This is a genomic window from Eubacterium sp. AF17-7 (assembly GCF_003461285.1).
In the GTDB taxonomy this organism is placed as follows: domain Bacteria; phylum Bacillota; class Clostridia; order Lachnospirales; family Lachnospiraceae; genus Eubacterium_U; species Eubacterium_U album.
In genome coordinates, this window is the sequence record NZ_QTWU01000001.1 from 410,081 (window position 1) to 429,854 (window position 19,774).

At 32.9% G+C, this 19,774-nt stretch carries 13 protein-coding genes and 2 pseudogenes; 12 read left to right on the plus strand and 3 right to left on the minus strand.

Annotation, left to right across the window (positions count from 1 at the left end; genetic code table 11):
* Positions 1–53: 53 nt before the first annotated feature.
* Positions 54–2,798, minus strand: coding sequence for a hypothetical protein (locus DWW96_RS01785; protein WP_117908604.1), 2,745 nt, complete (start codon positions 2,796–2,798; stop codon positions 54–56).
* A gap of 516 nt (positions 2,799–3,314) precedes the next feature.
* On the opposite strand from DWW96_RS01785, the gene DWW96_RS01790 reads away from it, so the two are divergent.
* Both DWW96_RS01790 and DWW96_RS01795 read left to right on the plus strand, forming a co-directional pair.
* Entirely contained in the window at positions 3,315–9,161 is a 5,847-nt protein-coding gene (locus DWW96_RS01790; protein WP_117908606.1) for a glycosyl hydrolase, read from the plus strand.
* A 70-nt stretch (positions 9,162–9,231) separates the two neighbouring features.
* On the plus strand, positions 9,232–9,696 hold the full coding sequence (locus DWW96_RS01795; protein ID WP_117908609.1) for a hypothetical protein: 465 nt from the start codon (positions 9,232–9,234) through the stop codon (positions 9,694–9,696).
* On the opposite strand, the gene DWW96_RS01800 is transcribed toward DWW96_RS01795, so the two are convergent.
* Entirely contained in the window at positions 9,686–10,363 is a 678-nt protein-coding gene (locus DWW96_RS01800; protein WP_117908611.1) for a DNA alkylation repair protein, read from the minus strand. The genes DWW96_RS01795 and DWW96_RS01800 overlap by 11 nt on opposite strands.
* Positions 10,364–10,412: 49 nt before the next feature.
* Positions 10,413–11,306, minus strand: a complete 894-nt coding sequence (locus DWW96_RS01805) for a cation diffusion facilitator family transporter (RefSeq protein WP_022089633.1) — start codon at positions 11,304–11,306, stop codon at positions 10,413–10,415.
* A 195-nt stretch (positions 11,307–11,501) separates the two neighbouring features.
* Here DWW96_RS01805 and DWW96_RS01810 point away from each other — a divergent pair, with 195 nt between their 5' ends.
* The 10 genes and pseudogenes from DWW96_RS01810 (at position 11,502) to thiF (ending at position 19,595) form a co-directional block, all read left to right on the plus strand.
* Positions 11,502–12,317 (plus strand): MerR family transcriptional regulator, encoded by an 816-nt coding sequence (locus tag DWW96_RS01810; RefSeq protein ID WP_117908613.1) that lies wholly within the window; start codon positions 11,502–11,504, stop codon positions 12,315–12,317.
* 275 nt (positions 12,318–12,592) lie between these two features.
* Complete coding sequence (locus DWW96_RS01815) at positions 12,593–13,906, plus strand: chloride channel protein (RefSeq protein ID WP_347496325.1); 1,314 nt, start codon at positions 12,593–12,595, stop codon at positions 13,904–13,906.
* 282 nt (positions 13,907–14,188) lie between these two features.
* The gene (gene pckA / locus DWW96_RS01820) at positions 14,189–15,793 is read left to right on the plus strand and encodes a phosphoenolpyruvate carboxykinase (ATP) (RefSeq protein ID WP_117908617.1); all 1,605 of its coding nucleotides are present in this window, start codon (positions 14,189–14,191) and stop codon (positions 15,791–15,793) included.
* A gap of 351 nt (positions 15,794–16,144) precedes the next feature.
* Complete coding sequence (locus DWW96_RS01825) at positions 16,145–17,539, plus strand: sodium:alanine symporter family protein (RefSeq protein WP_117908619.1); 1,395 nt, start codon at positions 16,145–16,147, stop codon at positions 17,537–17,539.
* Positions 17,540–17,912: 373 nt separating this feature from the next.
* Positions 17,913–18,047: pseudogene (locus tag DWW96_RS14355) on the plus strand (cysteine synthase A); the annotation flags it as partial.
* Positions 18,022–18,354, plus strand: coding sequence for a hypothetical protein (locus tag DWW96_RS01835; RefSeq protein WP_158562622.1), 333 nt, complete (start codon positions 18,022–18,024; stop codon positions 18,352–18,354). The pseudogene DWW96_RS14355 and the gene DWW96_RS01835, both read left to right, overlap by 26 nt.
* Positions 18,344–18,487 (plus strand): hypothetical protein, encoded by a 144-nt coding sequence (locus tag DWW96_RS13910; protein ID WP_158562623.1) that lies wholly within the window; start codon positions 18,344–18,346, stop codon positions 18,485–18,487. Before DWW96_RS01835 ends, DWW96_RS13910 begins: the two co-directional genes overlap by 11 nt.
* Positions 18,463–18,555 (plus strand): annotated as a pseudogene (locus DWW96_RS01840) (coenzyme F420 hydrogenase); the annotation flags it as partial. The gene DWW96_RS13910 and the pseudogene DWW96_RS01840, both read left to right, overlap by 25 nt.
* 24 nt (positions 18,556–18,579) lie before the next feature.
* A complete protein-coding gene (gene thiS / locus DWW96_RS01845; RefSeq protein WP_022087954.1) occupies positions 18,580–18,789 on the plus strand; it encodes a sulfur carrier protein ThiS in 210 nt (69 codons plus the stop codon).
* On the plus strand, positions 18,789–19,595 hold the full coding sequence (gene thiF, locus DWW96_RS01850) for a thiazole biosynthesis adenylyltransferase ThiF (RefSeq protein WP_022087955.1): 807 nt from the start codon (positions 18,789–18,791) through the stop codon (positions 19,593–19,595). Before thiS ends, thiF begins: the two co-directional genes overlap by 1 nt.
* Positions 19,596–19,774: the final 179 nt, after the last annotated feature.

Genomic DNA, 19,774 nt, shown 5'->3' on the forward strand with positions numbered 1-19,774 from the left:
AGGTTTTGCTTTATTTAAAATAATATTTTAAATGCTTTGTTTATAGTAACAAACTATTTAGTTTTTGCAGATTTTACATTAATCCATTTAGAATAACTAATTTTTCCATTAATGTAATTATAAGTACGAATGCGGATAAAATATTTCTTCTTGGATTTTAATTTTTTAATAGTAGTTTGCGAAATGTTTTTATTCTTTAGAAGAACTTTTTTCGTATTTTTCTTAAATTTTTTATTAGTTGCAACTTGGATTTCATATCCTTTTACATTTTTTACTTTATTCCATGTAATGGTAATGGATTTCTTAGCTGTTTTAATCCTGCTAATTTTTGTAGCTTTTGGTTTAACAACTTCGTTTGATGAGTTGTTAGAAGATGCTACAGTTTGTTTTGGTGATTCATTTGTCTTAGTAGTTTCTTTTGAGGAAAAACCATTGTTACCGGAATTTCCAGGGTTAACATTTGAATCAAATTTAGTAGTAGGTTGTTCAATATCAGTTACAGAAGGAATATCTGAACTAGTAGTTTCAACATCTGATACTTTAGTAGTAGTTTCGATATTCGATGTTTTAGTGGTAGTTTCAACATCCGATACTTTAGTAGTAGTTTCTGTGTCTGCCGATTTGGTAGTAGATTCAACTTCTGATGTTTCCGGTTCATCTGTAACTTTTAATACTTTAATCTGAGGACTCATATAATTAAGATCCGTATTATCACAGTTCTTGTGAATTCCAAAGAATTTTATAATATATTCCTCACCAGCTTTAAAAATGCATGGTGTAATATTTTCAACATTGTAGTTTGTTGAAACCAGTTCACCGTTATGATAAACATTATAATACGTTGAAATTCGGCAATTATCATCATGTGGTGTTACATTCATTTTCAAATTATAAGTGCCATTTGTTTCAGGAACAAACTTATAAAATTTATAGTAGCTCTTAGCATCATCTCTATAAAAACGAACCGTATCAGTCTGGTCTAATCCGATTGAGTTAAGATTATATTTAAAACGCTCTTTGTCATAAACAGAGAGTGTTAATGCTTTGCTTCTACCATCAATATTAAAATATACATAATTATAACCGGAGGACCAGTTGTCCGGGTTCTCTATTGTAAGAGGATATACTGTATATTTGTCAGGGGCATCTGTTGTATATGAATCAGAAGCCTCATCATATGTATATTTAACAACAGTTCCATCGGCATAAGTTACATCAACGCTGTTAATATAATCCGGTAGTGAATATTTGTAAGAACCTGAAATATTGTCAATGCCATCCACAAGCACAGGATCAAGTCCTGTCTGATTCAAACTAAAAGAACTGATAATGGCAGGGTTCTTAAAATTAAAAGTCATATTAACAGTTTCATCCGATGCTTCGCTGTCACTATGAATTAAATAACAGTCAAAAGTATATTTCGTACCCTTTTCAAGATTCAGATTTCTATATTCATACAAAGTCTTGCCATTAGCAAGTTTTGTTGTTTGATCAGGAAAGTCACGGTTAAGGGAATGATCAGTAGTATTAAAAGCTATAGTATCATTACAGGAATCAGAGTGGCTATCCACAGTTACAAATAAAGTATATGGTCCGTCCTCAGGTGGAGTAAAACTTAAAGAACGTCTTAAAGGTGCATTTGGCTTAAGCTTAAGGGTTGTATCTCCGAAAAACATAAAACGGTCAAGCTGGTCGTAAGTCTTAATAGTTACAGGAATTTCTTTTTCATAAGAACCTGCCCGAATAAGGAAAGTATTGTCGCTTCCAACAGTCCAATGATTTGTGCCCTGAGTGTCTACAGAGGTCAAATAATAACCGGTATAAGGACTGTAAGGGTCCTTTTCAGTAGTAGGATGAGAGTTGGCAGGAAATTCCATATCTCCATCATAGTAATGAATAGTATAAGACTTTATAAAACTCAAATAAGAATAATTATACTTAAAATAAGAGTGACCGAACTCATTAGTAATCATCTCTCCATTCTGATTTTCGATAAGATTAAATGGCTCATCAGGCTCATTTAAATCAATACCGGTATTGCCTTCCATTCTAACAAACTTAATTTTTGATTGGGCAGTGGAAGCATCCTTTGAAGAATAGCTTGTGCCATGGGAATAAAAATTAATAATATAAGGAGTACTACTATTAGGGCGCATTGATGAAAGAACACTGTTCATATAAACATCAGGAACGTTTAAATAATCCAGTTCGTCATTGTTTTCATTCTGAAAATATCTGACTCTGGCATTAAGTACATTATTACCATTGTCATCAGTATCCATAAGACAACCTAACTTATATTGATGATAATCTTTCGTTGGATCATAATAATAAGAAACATCATATTCACCGGTAAAGTTAAACTCATCGTCCTTTTTTATTTCCCTAACAATATCGGCAATAATCAAGACGCTTGAATTGGCATGAAGGGTAAACCTAACAGTGAAAACCTGTCCCTTTTTAAGCTGATAATAGTCAATTCGAGTTCTGTCTCCAATACGATAATCTCTTGCGTAAGGTTTAATCTCGTTGCCATCAGCATCCTTGGCAACGCTCAGATTATTAAAACCTTCTATAGTCTTGATTCTTACGGAATACAAGCCATCTTCAGTTGCAGTAAAGGTCATATCCTTATCATTAGGTGTATCACTTGCACTGAAAAAATCTTTTTCTCCAAATACATAATCGTCTGTGTAATCATCTGACTCTGCTTTAACTTTTGCAGGTGAAAATGAAATAGAAGTTAATACTAATAAAAATGTAAGTAATAAACATAATAACTTCTTTGATTTTTTCATATTCTTTATCCTTTCTCTTTTGTTCGATTTTATATTAACATATTGGTATTTATGGGGCAATTATGATTTGAAAAATTATGTATTATATTATTTAAAAGATGGTTAGAATTGTAGGAATGAGTAGCACGGAACAATTCGTAGGCATCAAAGTTTGGAAATTTTGACCTCAACATCTATTTAAAAGTAATTATAAGAACTACCTATATAATTACACTAAGATTTCATATTTATAACCCCGGTATCTAAAAAAAACAACACCCTTATAAAAAAAAGAACATTATATATAAAAACGTTTCTTGATAAGATTAGATATGTATATGTTTATCCAGGAGGAAACAAAATGAACGAAGTTCAATTTTTATAAATGTTTCCGACGAATAGCCGCCGACCGAAGGACGGGGCAATACATATTATCTAGGGGAAACAAAATGAACAAAATTCATTTTTAATAAATGTTTCCGACGAATAGCCGCCGACCAAAGGGCGGGGGCAATACATATTATCCAGGAGGAAAAGATGAAAGGAAATTTTAAGAAAGGGATTTCAGTGGCACTAAGTTTAGCATTGACGGTAAGTTCATTTGCTTTGCCTGATACAGCAAAAAATGTTAATGCTGATAATTTGCCAACAACAAAGTTAGGAGTAGGAAGCATTGGAACAGGTTCAAATGAACCGGATGCAGCAAAACTTCCAAGAACTTCAACACAGGGAAAATACAGATTTACAACAGATAATTATAACAGTAAGCATAAGGCACTGGATACAAATGACTGGGCAAGTAACTGGTTGTGGGATTTAGAAGGAGATAGGGACACAGACTCTACAAATGCATTATCAGGAACAGCCTATGCACTTCCATTATGCTATTTAATGAAAAAAGATGGTTTGCGTGTGACAAAACCGGCAATGACAAGCAGTAATACAAATGTAAGTGCTTACAATATTAAGGATAATGATACGTTATGTGATTTTAAAATTTCACCGGATTGGACATGCACAAACAACAATATAGATGAAGTAACTGACTGGTCATATAAGGCAGTTACAACAAATCCACAAAATGCGGGTCAGAAGATGTATACAACAATGACTCAGGGAAGTCCATTCGCTTTTATTGAAATGGAAAATACAAATACAATTTATTTGGAAAAATTACGTGTTACATTCCCAAGTGAAATTATTTATGAAGATACATATAATGGCTCAAAAATGGTTGTATTCAGAACGAATGATATTACAAGTTCAGTAAATGGATATCCAAGTGCAACATACCAATATTATGCAGTATTTTTACCGGAAAATACAACTGTTACACATATGGGAACAACAGACAAAACAAACAATGATAAAATAGGAAAATTAAAATTCACATTCCCATCAAACAACAAAGCTTATATGTCTGTTGCATGGTTATGTGAGAGCAGAAATATTGATAACAACATGGGTATTAAATATGCAAAAGAATATAGACCTTATGCATTTAATATTATTACAAATACAACAGCAGACTATTCTTATAATGAAAGCACGGGAAATGTTCAGACAAAATATACATATTCATTTTCAAAGAAAGCAGAAAGTACTGCTGATGGAACAATAATGGGAATTTTACCACATCAGTATAAGAATATGAGCAATGTTACATATATGGACAATAAAGCCATTACTTTGAGAGGGTATATGAAGTTCATAAAGGGCTCATCATATACTACAAATATGACATACAACGGTATTATTCCATATATGCCAAGTCTTTCAAGTGATGATTCACAAGGAAGAGAAGAATTACAGAAATATGTAAATAACTTCGTTAATAAATACATGACAGGAGCAGGAAATTGGACTCTTGCAAATGATGAAGGAAATGAAACATATTATCATGGAAAGAAATTAAATCGTTCTGCACAGGTTGTTGCAGCTGCTAAAGCAGTTGGAGATGAAGGAAATGCACAGAAAGTATTAAACGGACTTGAAAAGAACTTAGAAGACTGGTTTACATATTCAGGAAATAGTGACAAGCATTACTTTACATATTTAGGAGAAGGTGTTGGAGCTCTATTAGGATTCCAGTCATCATTTAATTCAGTTGACCAGTTTAATGATCATCATTTCCATTATGGATATTTTATTGAATCTGCAGCAAGCGTAGGTTTATACGATAGGGAATGGTTAAATAATTATAAAGATGTAGTAAAGCAGTTAATTTATGATATAGCTTGTCCATATAGAAATAATAAAGAATGTGTTGCAGATTGTGGAAATGCATATCCATATTTAAGAAGTTTTTCACCTTATGAAGGACATTCATGGGCATCAGGATATGAAGATGAGAGAACAGGTAATAACCAGGAATCAACATCTGAAGCAATAAATGCGTGGGCAGGAATTATATTATTTGGAGAACTTACAAATAATACAAAGATTAGAGATTTAGGTATTTATCTTTATACAACAGAATCAGAGGCAGCTGATGAATATTGGTTTGATAAAGACGAAGAAACATACAAAATTGATTCAACTAAGTTTGATGCTCCTATGGCATCAATGGTTTGGGGTGGAAAAGTTGACTATAGTACATGGTTTGGTCAGCAGTACACACAGGGAATACAGATTTGCCCAATTAATTCATGGTCATTTTATTTAGGAAAAAATGCAAATAAAATAACAGGAAAAGATTACATTAAAAAATATTACAATGCAGATAAAACTTATAAAAATGCCAAAGGTGGAAGCACTGAACATTGGAATGATATGTGGGCTGAATATTATGCAATAGCAGATCCTGATTACGCAATGAACACAGTATGGACAAAAAATGCAATAAATGATGGTGAATCACAGGCACATACTTATCATTTTATAAGAGCATTGCAGGATTATGGTACACCTGATTTGACATTTAAATCAAATAGTCCGACAGCTTCCGTGTTTAACAAAAACGGTGTATATACATATGTAGCATACAATGCTTCAAATACAGCAAAAACGGTAACATTTACAAGTAAAAGCGGACAGACAGTATCAATAAAAGCATCACCTAACACAATGACGACAGTAAATGCAAATGAAGTTAATAAATCTTCATATGTTGTAGAATATTATGGAAAAGATTTAAATTCAAATAATTATTCATTGTTAGGAAGTGAAGTGAAATACGCAGATGCAGGAGCAAATGTAACTGCAACAGAAAAGAATTTTACAGGATTTAAATTTGATAATTCAAATTCAAATAATATTAAACAGGGAACAGTAAATGCAAATGGAAGTCTTGTATTAAAAATGTACTACAACAGAGAAACATATAGCATTTCTTATGATTTAGTAGGAGGAGTTAAAAATAATACAGGATTATATCCGACAAGCTATATTTATGGACAGCAGATAACACTTGATACACCTAAAAGGGATGGATATGATTTTGCAGGATGGTATAAGGAAAGTACATACAACACAAAAGTGGACGCTATTTCATCAAAGGTAAATGGAAACATCACTTTATATGCAAAATGGATTCCGGCAGGAACAATTTCTGTAAATGAAGATATGTACCTTACATTTGATGCAAATGTTAATGGAACATTTACTATAGTAGGTGATAAAAAATACAATGCAGTTAGTGTGCTTTATAAGGTGGTAAATACAGAAAGTGAAGCAAAAGAATTAGCAGAAAGTAAAGCAGAAGTAGGATTTGTTTCATGGGGAATGGAAGCAACAGATACAGGTTGGAGTCATACAAGAAGCTTAAAAGGTGATGAAGGAAAATATATTGTATTTTATTTTATAAGATACGATGAAAATGGTGGTTATAAATCGGAATATGGCTATGGAAAAATACAAGCAAATGGAGGCAATATAGAGACAACAAAGGCACCTGAAACTACGACAACTAAAGTAGCTGAGACAACAACAAAGGCACCTGAGACAACAACTAAGATATCTGAAACGACTACTAAGGTTTTAGAAACAACAAAACCTGCAGCAGGTGATTCGAAATACGAATCATTAAATTATAAGGATATTGCTAACAATAATAATGGTGAATTTGATAAGGGATTGTTGGGCTGTAAATACGCAGTAATTAGTGGAGAAATAAATGCATGTTTATTCCAAAATAAAGGCTTTAGTGAATTGTATATGGCAGTAGGTGGAATGGGAGCAGGAAACTTTAAAGCTACCATAAATGGCCGCAATGTGACAAAAACACAAGGCACAGGAGTATTTATGAATCCGGCATCAGATTTTCTTACATATAAATATAATGTAGTTGAGATATCATCAGATGACGGAACTGCCACAGTAATTATTTTAAATCCAAATAAAACAGGAACATACAATCAAACGACACCTGAAACAACGACAAAGAGTCAGGAAACAACAACAAAGGCACCTGAGACAACAACAAAGAAGCAGGAACAGACAACAAAGGCCCCTGAGACAACAACAAAGAAGCAGGAGCAGACAACAAAGGCGCCTGAGACAACAACAAAGAAGCAGGAACAGACAACAAAGGCGCCTGAAACTACGACAACTAAAGTAGCTGAGACAACAACAAAGGCACCTGAGACAACAACTAAGATATCTGAAACGACTACTAAGGTTTTAGAAACAACAAAGCCTGCAGCAGGTGATTCGAAATACGAATCATTAAATTATAAGGATATTGCTAACAATAATAATGGTGAATTTGATAAAGGACTATTAGGTTGTAAATATGCATTGATTGAAGGTAAATTAAATGTGTGTCAGTTCCAAAATACAGGCTTTGGTGAATTATATATGGCAGTAGGTGGAATGGGAGCAGGAAACTTTAAAGCTACCATAAATGGCCGCAATGTGACAAAAACACAAGGCACAGGAGTATTTATAAATCCGGCATCAGATTATGTAACATATAAATATAATGTTGTTGAAATATCATCAGATGACGGAAAGGCTATAGTTATTATATTGAACCCAAATAAAACAGGAACATACAATCAAACGACACCTGAAACAACGACAAAGAGTCAGGAAACAACAACAAAGGCACCTGAAACAACAACAAAGAGTCAGGAAACAACAACAAAGGCACCTGAGACAACAACAAAGAAGCAGGAACAGACAACAAAGGCACCTGAGACAACAACAAAGAGTCAGGAAACAACAACAAAGGCACCTGAGACAACAACAAAGAAGCAGGAACAGACAACAAAGGCACCTGAGACAACAACAAAGAGTCAGGAAACAACAACAAAGGCACCTGAGACAACAACAAAGAAGCAGGAACAGACAACAAAGGCACCTGAGACAACAACAAAGAGTCAGGAAACAACAACAAAGGCACCTGAGACAACAACAAAGAAGCAGGAACAGACAACAAAGGCACCTGAGACAACAACAAAGAGTCAGGAAACAACAACAAAGGCACCTGAGACAACAACAAAGAAGCAGGAACAGACAACAAAGGCACCTGAGACAACAACAAAGAGTCAGGAAACAACAACAAAGGCACCTGAGACAACAACAAAGAAGCAGGAACAGACAACAAAGGCACCTGAGACAACAACAAAGAGTCAGGAAACAACAACAAAGGCACCTGAGACAACAACAAAGAAGCAGGAACAGACAACAAAGGCACCTGAGACAACAACAAAGAGTCAGGAAACAACAACAAAGGCACCTGAGACAACAACAAAGAAGCAGGAACAGACAACAAAGGCACCTGAGACAACAACAAAGAGTCAGGAAACAACAACAAAGGCACCTGAGACAACAACAAAGAAGCAGGAACAGACAACAAAGGCACCTGAGACAACAACAAAGAGTCAGGAAACAACAACAAAGGCACCTGAGACAACAACAAAGAAGCAGGAACAGACAACAAAAGCCCCTGAGACAACAAAGAAGCAGGAACAGACAACAAAGGCACCTGAAACAACAACAAAGAAGCAGGAACAGACAACAAAGGCACCTGAAACAACAAAGAGTCAGCAGACAGACAATAACAACACAATTACAACGGATGCAAAAAATACAACAACTGCTGGAAATAGTGAAGGCATAAACGGAACATCAGCAGAAAAAACTGCTTTAGGACGAGCTGCATTTTCAAAGAAAATTAAAAAGAAGTTATCATTAAAGAAGATTAAAGTGTCAATTAAAAAAGTTGAAAATGCAACAGGATATGAAGTAAGAGTTGCAACATCAAAGAAATTTAAGAAAACACTTTATAAAAAGTCATATAAGAAAGTTGCATTTACTTTAAAAAGTAAAAAACTTGCAAATAAGAAAAAACTTTATATTAAAGTAAGAGCTTATGTGTTAGATGGAACAAATAAAATATATGGCAAGTGGTCAAAAGTTAAAAAAGTTAAAATTAAATAATTTTTAATAAGATAAAGAATCTCCGGCATATTTGTGCCGGAGATTTTTAGAGTATAGAAAAAACTGAATAATGAGATACAATAAAAAGAAAATTGAAAGTGCCGGATGGGGAAGTGCCACATTTTATAAGAATTACATAGAATTAACAAGAAAAAAGGGCGTGATAAAGATGGCATATTATGTGTATGGAGAAGTTAAATTCCTCTCAATATATGATTATACGGAATTATCACCTCAAAAGATGAAACTTAGAACATCTAATAGAAGATTGAATTTCTCATTAGATTTAGTAAATTCAAAAGATAAATATTCTAAGGGAATATATACATCAATAGCAAAAGTAAGTTCAGAATTATCATCTAATGAAGATATTAATTATGATAAATTTAGTAAATATGAAAAAATGCTTACGCAGAGAAAGTTAAGTATAAAATTTTCATTTTATAATGATACATTTACTGAGAGTAATATGCCTAAAAAGACAAAAAACAGTTGGTACAAATTAACTGATTTCTATGAAAATATTATTTTCTAAAACTTTTTAGGTAAATTTTCTGCTCATCAGTAATCCGATAACTTTCAACAGCTTTTTGAATAGTTTTTCGATGAACCCATGGTGAAAGTTTGCGTTGCTCAATATAAGGGATAACTGCGTTCCACTGTTTAGCAAGAGCGGTTGCCATATACCATGCAATCATCATATTTACATAATATTCTTCAGATTTTACATTTGAAACAAGTTCTACATATTCTGGTTTAAAATCATCATCTAAATAAAGACTCATTAAAGTACCGATTCCATAACGGATAGTATAGGTATCTGAAGAATTAATCCATTTTTTTATTTCCACAAGTAATTCATCTTTATGTTTTGAAAAACATTTTGGTAAAGGTAAATCACATGTAGCCCAATTATTGATATAAGGAATAAATAACTTTACCTGTTTTATGCATTCGTCATAATCTTTTATTCCGGAAATTATCATCATATGAAGATTATTTTCCTCGTAATATGTATGTGGCAAATCTTTAATAAAAGATTTTGAATCTTTAGTTTTTGCATATTCTTTAGCAAATTTTCTTAATATAGGAGTACGAATGCCAATAATATTTTCTTTATTATAGCCTGGTATAAGCTTGCTATGAAAATCTTTATATTTTAAATCCTGTAATTCAAATAATTGTTTTTGTAGTGTATTCATATAAATCTCCACTTGAAAATATAAAAAAGTTTTATTTAAATATTGCTATCTATATTGCAGGAACTATTTCTACGGATATCTGGTCGAATTTGTTTTCCAAATCTTTAGTAATATGTTCCTGTATTGTTTTAAATTCTTTAATTTTTAAAGTATCAGATTTGCTTTTTACATATACTTCAATCCATGTTTTTCTTCCGGTTTGTGTTACATCAAGAAAATCTAAACTATAATCATAATTTTGAATATCTTCATTAACAACATCTCTTATTTCATCCATGACTTCCTTATCAGGAGAAAATAATACAAGTTCCTTTAAGGTCTTTATAATTTGAACTACGGGTTCTTTTACAAGGAATAAAGAAACTAAGATAGCTACAGTAGAATCAATGTAAGGAATAATAAATTTTAAAGTTGTGTTAGTAAGGAAAATCTGTAACAAAAATGCAACGGAAATTCCAAGAGTGCTTACAATATCTACTTTCCATAAATATAATTCAGACTGAATCATCATAGAAGAATAACTTCTGCTTAAGTGCTTTAATACCAAAAAAGTAAGCATACAGAAAAAACAAAGTGAAGATTCGTATGCTAAAACGCTGATAGCATTTACAGTATGACCACCATTAAGTAAAACTTTTACATTTGATGTAATCATATTAATAACTACTGCTAATAAAATTAAATATTTTATAAGAACAAGTAAAGATTCAATTTGAGAAAAACCATAAGGTTTCTTTTCAGATACCGGTTTATACAAAAATGGAACAAGTATAAACATTGGAAGTAAGAGTAACAAATCGAATAAGTCAAATATTCCATCGGCAATTACTGTTTTTGAACCAAGGAAAAATGCTGCAATTACTTCGACTACTGTAAAAATAATTGTTCCGGTAAGTGATAATCGTAAAATTTTGTTTTCCGTTTTATATTTTTTATCGTCCATGATAAATTGAAAAAATCCTTTCTAGTGATATGAATTGTGCCCAATTCTTATTAAAAAGTTCATAATTATGATAAAGTCTGGTATAATACTAGTGTCAATAGTATAAATAATAAAAAAAATACGCTAAAATAAACTGCATTTCAAAATAAATAGAACAAAACATTAGTATAGTACAAGAGTAAAGAAGAGGAAAAGATGAAACGTAAAAAAACATTTAATATAGGAGAAGTGTCAAGGCTTTTTAATATTAGTGTAGATTCAATTCGTTATTATGAGAAAATAGGAATATTAGAGCCGACACGCAATGAGGGAAATAATTACAGAGTATATACTTTATCGGATATCAGACAACTTACAATGATAAGAGAATTGTTAGGACTTAATTTCTCGACTAAAAGAATTAAGGAATTTGACCGAAACCAAAATGTGGAAACTACAAAAATGCTTCTTTCAGAAGAACTTAATATAGTAAATAAAAATATAGTAGAATTGTTTGAAAAGAAGGTAAGTATAGAAGCAAGAATAAAATCATTAGAAGAAAACATTAATCATACGGATTTGGGAAACATAAGGATAAAAGAGTTTGATGAAAGACAGTGTGTAATGATAAGTGAGTCGAATCTTGATGATGATGACGTAGATTATTATCTTGTAAAATATATGCAGTCCCATAAAAATAAAGTTGATACAATAGGAGCATGCGACTGTTATGTGTTAGATATATCAAAAATAAGTGAAGATGGAAATTCATTTGTAACAAAAGGTGTATTTTTCTATTCAGATACATTATTATATAATAGTAATTATTCTTTACCGGCAGGAAAATATTTATCGATATTTTATAAAGGACCATCTACTAGAACGAAAGTGGCGGTAGACAGATTAATAGCTTACGCAAATGAGCATCATTTAAAAATTACAGGTGACCCGATAGAATTTTGCCATATTGATGATTATGAAACGTCGGTAGATGAAGAATGTTTAACAGAAATTCAAATTCCGGTTAAATAGTTTTAAAATACGAGGAAAGAAAAATGAAAAGAAAAAATAAACACGAAGAAGAAAAAAGTACAAAAAAAAGCGGGACTTGCAAAAACATATTTGGGTGCTAAATGTGTAAAGATTGTGGCAATAATTGTGATTATAGCGATTGTTATAAGTGGAGTTGCAATCGGAACAAAGACATTTTAGATAAGGCAACTAAAAATGCACAAAAAATTGTAAAAGCTTTTTTTGAAAAAATTATGATTTAGATGAATACACAGTGAAGTTTAAATAATTTACATATGAAAGGTTTGAAAATAATGCAAAGGGAAAGCATGGATTCTAAAAGAAACAAATCAAAAGTTATTATAAGATATTATTATGACAGGGTATCCAGAGATGTAGGAAACTTTCTTAAGTGGATTGCACTTGCCGTATTGACAGGGCTTGTTGTTGGTGGCGCTAGTAGTATATTTGCAGGATGTATAAAATGGGTTACTGAGTATAGAAATAATAATATTTGGGTATTTATGCTTTTACCAATTGTTGGTGTGGCAATAGTATTTATGTATCAGATAATCGATCCTCATGATGGTGGGACAAATCAGGTTTTATCTACTATAAGGTCAAGGGGAGATGTCCCACTAAAGGCTGCACCACTTATATTTGTATCAACATTGTTAACTCATCTTACAGGTGGTTCTGCCGGAAGAGAAGGGGCATCTATTCAATTTGGTGGAAGTATCGGAAACTGGCTTGGCAAATTAGTAAAACTTGATGAATTTGATCATCATGTAATGATTATGTGTGGTATGAGTGCCGCATTCGCAGCAGTATTTGGAACACCGATGGCTGCGGCAGTATTTGCGATGGAAGTTGTAAGCGTTGGAGTTATGTATTATGCAGCGATGCTTCCATGTGTAGTTGCATCAATTATTGCGGCAGAGTTTGCTACGGGTATGGGAATAAGTCCGGAAACCTTTAGTGTTACAAGAATACCTGCCTTAACTGTTGAAACTGGCTTTAAAATGGCAATTATATCGGTAGGATGTGCAATGGTCAGTATAATGTTTTGTATTGCACTTAAATTTGTAGCTAAAATTTATGGGAAATACCTTAAAAATTTATATGTAAGAGTTTTTGTGGCAGGCTGTGTAGTTATTGCGATAACAATGATTTTAAATACAAAAGACTACATGGGAGCAGGTAATGAGTTGATAGCAAGAGCAATAGAAACAGGACAGGCAAGACCATTAGACTTTTTATGGAAAATGATTTTGACGGCAGTAACAATGAGAGCAGGCTATCGAGGTGGTGAAATTGTTCCGGCATTTAGTGTGGGTGCAACATTTGGATGTGTGGCAGGACAGCTTTTAGGATTTCAGCCTGAACTTGCAGCAGCAGCAGGCATGGTTGCTTTATTTTGTGGAGTTACCAATTGTCCTATTACATCTATGCTTATATCCTTTGAACTGTTTGGATTTTCAGGTGTGGCATATTACCTGATTGCCATTTCAATAAGTTATTCGTTGTCAGGTTATTATAGTTTATACAAAGATCAGACAATTGTATATTCCAAATATAAGGCAAAATATATTAACAAAAGGACAAGATAAATTAACAAATGCATATACTTTCAATAATTAACTGAGGACTTTATATTGTTAACAAAGGAAAAACAAGGCGATTTCAGTTGAATTTGGAAAGAAAATATGTATAATATTACATTAGGGAACCTGGTTTATTTATAGTAAATGAAATATTTATTGTTTTATAAGTTAGTAAAAGCTTTTATATAAGGCAATTACAGACGGGTTTTCTGTGATGATGATATAAGAATCTGTATAAAGCAGAGTTTCTTTATATACTATTATGAAAGAAAAGAGGTTTAAATTAAGATGGCAGAAATCAATTTAAGCAAGTATGGTATCACAGGTACAACAGAAATCGTGTACAATCCTTCATATGAATTATTATTTGAAGAAGAAACAAAACCAGAACTTGAAGGTTATGAAAAAGGACAGGAAAGCGAACTTGGTGCTGTTAACGTTATGACTGGTATTTATACAGGACGTTCACCAAAAGATAAATTTATCGTTGAAGATGAAAATTCAAAAGATACAGTATGGTGGACAACAGATGAATACAAGAATGATAACCACAAAGCAAGCAAGGAAGCTTGGGCTGCTGTAAAGGATATTGCTATTAAAGAACTTTCAAACAAGAAGCTTTATGTAGTAGATGCTTTCTGTGGAGCAAACAAAGACACACGTATGGCAATCCGTTTCATCGTTGAAGTTGCTTGGCAGGCTCATTTCGTAACAAATATGTTTATTAAACCAACAGCTGAAGAACTTGAAAACTTCGAACCTGATTTCGTTGTTTACAATGCTTCAAAGGCTAAAGTTGAAAATTATAAAGAATTAGGACTTAACTCAGAAACAGCAGTTGTGTTCAACATCACAAGCCGTGAACAGGTTATCGTTAATACATGGTACGGCGGAGAAATGAAGAAGGGTATGTTCTCAATGATGAACTACTTCCTTCCACTTAAGGGAATTGCATCAATGCACTGCTCAGCTAATACTGATTTAAACGGTGAAAACACAGCAATCTTCTTCGGTCTTTCAGGAACAGGTAAGACAACACTTTCAACAGATCCTAAGCGTTTACTTATCGGTGATGATGAACATGGTTGGGATGACAACGGCGTATTCAACTTTGAAGGTGGATGCTACGCTAAGGTTATCAACTTAGATAAAGAATCAGAACCAGATATCTACAATGCAATCAGACGTGACGCTCTTCTTGAGAACGTAACACTTGATGCTGAAGGAAAGATTGATTTTGCAGATAAGAGTGTAACAGAAAATACTCGTGTATCTTACCCAATCAATCATATCAAAAACATTGTAAGACCTATTTCATCTGCACCAGCAGCTAAGAACGTTATCTTCTTATCAGCAGATGCATTTGGAGTATTACCACCAGTATCAATCCTTACAGAAGCTCAGACACAGTACTACTTCTTATCAGGATTTACAGCAAAACTTGCTGGTACAGAACGTGGAATTACAGAACCTACACCAACATTCTCAGCATGTTTCGGACAGGCTTTCTTAGAGCTTCATCCAACAAAATACGCTGAAGAATTAGTTAAGAAGATGGAAAAGAATGGAGCTAAGGCTTACTTAGTTAACACAGGATGGAATGGTACAGGAAAGCGTATCTCAATTAAGGATACACGTGGTATCATCGATGCTATCTTAAATGGTGACATCTTAAATGCACCAACAAAGAAGATTCCATTCTTCAACTTTGAAGTTCCAACAGAACTTACAGGTGTTGATACAAAAATCCTTGATCCTAGAGATACTTACGCTGATGCTTCAGAATGGGAAGTTAAGGCTAAGGACTTAGCAGAAAGATTCATCAAGAACTTTGCTAAGTATGAAGGAAATGAAGCTGGTAAGGCTTTAGTTTCAGCAGGACCACAGATTTAATATTTAATTTATTAGAATGTAATGCGAAAGCATAAATTAATATAAGAATGTTTTATATTCAAAGAAAGCCAGGTGCTTATTGCACCTGGTTTTTATTGTATAGGGCAAGACCATGTTTACAAAGGCGAGTTTTTTTTGAAGAAAAAACGAGGCTTTAATTTTTTGACCATAATCCTTTAATATGGTATTATATAAAAGATTGAATTTAATAATGTAATTGATTAAAGTGATTTTTATGGTTTATAAATAAATTGATTATATCTATAGAAAATAACAAGTGAAATTAAAAAATATACTTAAAGAACAATTACATATAAAATTCTTTGATACTAAGGAAAGAGGATTAAGTAAATGCTAGCACTAATTAAAGAAATTAACAGCGCAGTTAATAACTTTATATGGGGTGTTCCTGCAATGACTTGCATTATAGGCGTAGGTCTTGTATTAAGTATTAGAACGGGATTTCTGCAAATAAGGAAGTTTCCATATGCAATGAAAGTTACGATTGGCCGTATGTTTAAAAAGAAAGAAGCGGCAGACGGAGCAATGACACCGTTTCAGGCAGTTTGTACAGCACTGGCTGCAACAGTGGGAACAGGAAATATAGCAGGCGTTGCCGGAGCGATTGCAATAGGTGGACCAGGTGCAGTTTTTTGGATGTGGATTTCAGCAATCTTAGGAATGTGCACAAAATTTTCTGAAGTAACATTAGCAGTTCATTTTAGAGAAACAAATGAAAAGGGTGAACTGGTTGGCGGACCAATGTATTACATAAAAAATGGTTTGAAAAAACATTGGCATTGGCTTGCGTACTTGTTCTCTATATTTGGTGTTTTAACTGTATTTGGAACAGGAAATGCAACTCAGGTTAATACAATTACAACTGCCATAGATTCAGCATTATTTAATTATGGAATTATTTCAAAAGATAGTGCATCTACAGTAAATCTAATTATAGGAATAGTACTTGCAGTATTATTATCGTTAATTTTATTAGGTGGAATAAAAAGAATTGGACAGGTTACAGAAAAACTGGTTCCATTTATGGCGGTAATTTATATTGTATTTGCATTAGGAGTTGTTGCTCTTAATTTTCAGAATATACCACATGTGTTTGCTTCTATTTTTAAAGGAGCATTTTCACCGGCATCAGTTACAGGTGGTGCTGTAGGAAGTTTCTTTATGAGCATGAAAAAAGGTGTATCGAGAGGAATTTTTTCAAATGAAGCAGGACTTGGTACAGGTTCAATAGCACATGCATGTGCAGATACAAGAAAACCTGTTAAGCAGGGATTGTTTGGAATATTTGAAGTATTTGTTGATACAATTGTAATATGTACACTTACAGCACTTGTCATTTTATGTAGTGAAATTCCGGTAAATTATGGAAGTGCCGCAGGAGCAGAGCTTACAATCTTAGGATTTACATCGACATATGGAACTTGGATTTCTATATTTACGGCAGTTGCAATGTGCTGTTTTGCATTTTCAACTATTATCGGATGGGGATTATATGGTTCAAGATGTATAGAATTTTTGTTGGGACCAAAGGTAAACAAGCCATTTATGCTTGTCTATTCATTGGTTGCAATAGTTGGAGCGACAATGGATTTAGGACTTATGTGGAGCATTGCTGAAACATTTAACGGACTGATGGCAATTCCAAACCTTATAGCAGTATTCCTGTTGTCAGGAGTTGTAGTTAAACTTGTAAAAGAATATTTTGCAGATGAAGGAAAAGAATAAGATAGTTATAATATCTGGTAATAGATAGATAAGAAGATGAAGAGACATGTAAAGTGTTTCTTCATTTTCATAAAAATAAAAAGGTTCTAAACCTTACCCCCAAGTAAAGTTTAGAACCTTTTTTTATGCGAAAATATTTTATCATAGGTAGATTTAAAGTAATACGTAAAAAGTAATACGTAAAAAGTTATACGAAAAGTTATACGGTTATATTTTGTAAAATTGAAAACAAAAGAAGGTTAAATTCTTTATAATATCAATAAAATTTTTTAAAAACACCTATAAACTTATTGATTTAGTAGAAAATAAATGATAGTATCGACAATAAATATATATTAATCCTATTCGCGAACTAGGAAAAGGCGGTGCGATTATGGGAAATATAGTAAAGCAATTAACAGAATTGATAGGTAATACGCCATTATTGGAAATTACCAATTACGAGAAAGAAAATGAATTACAAAGCAAGATTATAGGAAAACTTGAATATTTTAATCGACAGAGTAACAAATATGACTTCAGCATGCGGTGTCGTTGAAGAAGTAAACACAGACGAAAGTGCATTATATGAAGGAAGAGTAGACAGAAAAGTTAGAGCGGCAATTAAAGGACAGACTGCCATAACAGTAGAATTTGTAAATGGTGCAAACAGAGCATTTGTGGAAGACATAGAAAAAGCCCTTAATTTATATGGAATACATACTTATCTGTATGCTCCACAGGCAAATGAAGATGTTTCTACAGTAGTAAAACATTTACACAGTAGTAAAACATTTACACAGAGCGGGTATTGTTGTATTGTTATTGCTGGATGAAAATCAGAAAAATAACATAAAAACTACAGATGTAAATTATATTACTGATTGGGATAAGGAAGGCACAGAAGTAGAACAGGTTGCAGGATTTATCCGTAAACAGCCTAATATGGAGATGGACACGTACATTTGACATCAAGACAAAGTGTGGAAATCCCATTTATAAAACTTGAAAATATAGAAGAAGTTATTGAAAAATTATTTTAGAGTAAGGAGAATGTGAAAATGTTAGTAACAGTAGCAGGTGAAAAGAAAGAAATTGAACAGGGAACAACAATTGCAAAGTTAATCGAAATTGAAAAAGTTGAAAATCCTGAATATGTAACTGTAACAGTTAATGATGAGTTCTTAAACAGAGCTGATTTTGAAACAACTCAGGGTAAAGAAAATGATACAATCGAATTCTTATATTTCATGGGAGGAGGAGCGTTTTAATGGCATTTACGAATGAACAGATGGAGCGCTATTCCAGACACATTATTTTGCAGGAAGTAGGTGTCAAGGGACAGAAAAAACTGTTAAATGGAAAAGTGCTTATTATAGGAACAGGTGGACTTGGATCCCCTGCAGCAATGTATTTGGCAGCAGCCGGAGTAGGAACAATTGGAATAGTTGATGCTGATGAAGTAGATTTGTCAAACCTTCAAAGACAGATTATTCATGGAACAGCTGATGTTGGCAAGGCAAAAGTTAAATCAGCAAAAGAAACCATGAATGCAATGAATCCTGATGTAACAGTTAATACATATCGTGAATTTGTTACATCTGAAAACATAATGGATTTAATTAAAGATTACGATTTTATAATTGATGGAACAGACAACTTCCCGGCAAAGTTTTTAATAAACGATGCCTGTGTAATGGCTAAGAAACCATTTTCACATGCAGGAATTATAAGATTTAAAGGTCAGCTTATGACTTATGTTCCTGGAGAAGGACCATGTTACCGTTGTGTATTTAAAAATCCACCTCCAAAGGATGCAGTTCCAACATGCAAGCAGGCAGGTGTTATTGGAGCAATGGGTGGTGTAATCGGAAGTTTGCAGGCAATGGAAGCAATTAAGTACCTTATAGGAGTAGGCGATTTGCTTACAGGAAAATTGTTAACTTATGATGCATTAAAAATGGAATTCCACACAATAAAACTTCCAAAAGCAGACGGAAGCTGTGCAGTATGTGGAGATCATCCGACAATTACGGAACTTATTGATTATGAACAGGTTGAATGCGACGGAAAGTAGGAAAATATGTTATAAATGACAAAAGAAGATTATGAAAAAATCTTAAATTGTTAAAACCTGTGGTTTGATAGTTTAAGTCGTATTAATTGCTACCTTCTTTTAAATATTTAGACAGGCTTACGATAGACATTTTTTGCATATTGAGTTATCTTGAAAAGGAAAATTATCAAATAAAGATA

Bases quoted from the DNA above. Each gene is read 5' to 3' on its own strand.
- DWW96_RS01785 (WP_117908604.1), bottom strand. From the start codon at position 2,798: ATGAAAAAATCAAAGAAGTTATTATGTTTATTACTTACATTTTTATTA.
- DWW96_RS01790 (WP_117908606.1), top strand. From the start codon at position 3,315: ATGAAAGGAAATTTTAAGAAAGGGATTTCAGTGGCACTAAGTTTAGCA.
- DWW96_RS01795 (WP_117908609.1), top strand. From the start codon at position 9,232: ATGAGATACAATAAAAAGAAAATTGAAAGTGCCGGATGGGGAAGTGCC.
- DWW96_RS01800 (WP_117908611.1), bottom strand. From the start codon at position 10,363: ATGAATACACTACAAAAACAATTATTTGAATTACAGGATTTAAAATAT.
- DWW96_RS01805 (WP_022089633.1), bottom strand. From the start codon at position 11,306: ATGGACGATAAAAAATATAAAACGGAAAACAAAATTTTACGATTATCA.
- DWW96_RS01810 (WP_117908613.1), top strand. From the start codon at position 11,502: ATGAAACGTAAAAAAACATTTAATATAGGAGAAGTGTCAAGGCTTTTT.
- DWW96_RS01815 (WP_347496325.1), top strand. From the start codon at position 12,593: ATGAAAGGTTTGAAAATAATGCAAAGGGAAAGCATGGATTCTAAAAGA.
- pckA (WP_117908617.1), top strand. From the start codon at position 14,189: ATGGCAGAAATCAATTTAAGCAAGTATGGTATCACAGGTACAACAGAA.
- DWW96_RS01825 (WP_117908619.1), top strand. From the start codon at position 16,145: ATGCTAGCACTAATTAAAGAAATTAACAGCGCAGTTAATAACTTTATA.
- thiS (WP_022087954.1), top strand. From the start codon at position 18,580: ATGTTAGTAACAGTAGCAGGTGAAAAGAAAGAAATTGAACAGGGAACA.
- thiF (WP_022087955.1), top strand. From the start codon at position 18,789: ATGGCATTTACGAATGAACAGATGGAGCGCTATTCCAGACACATTATT.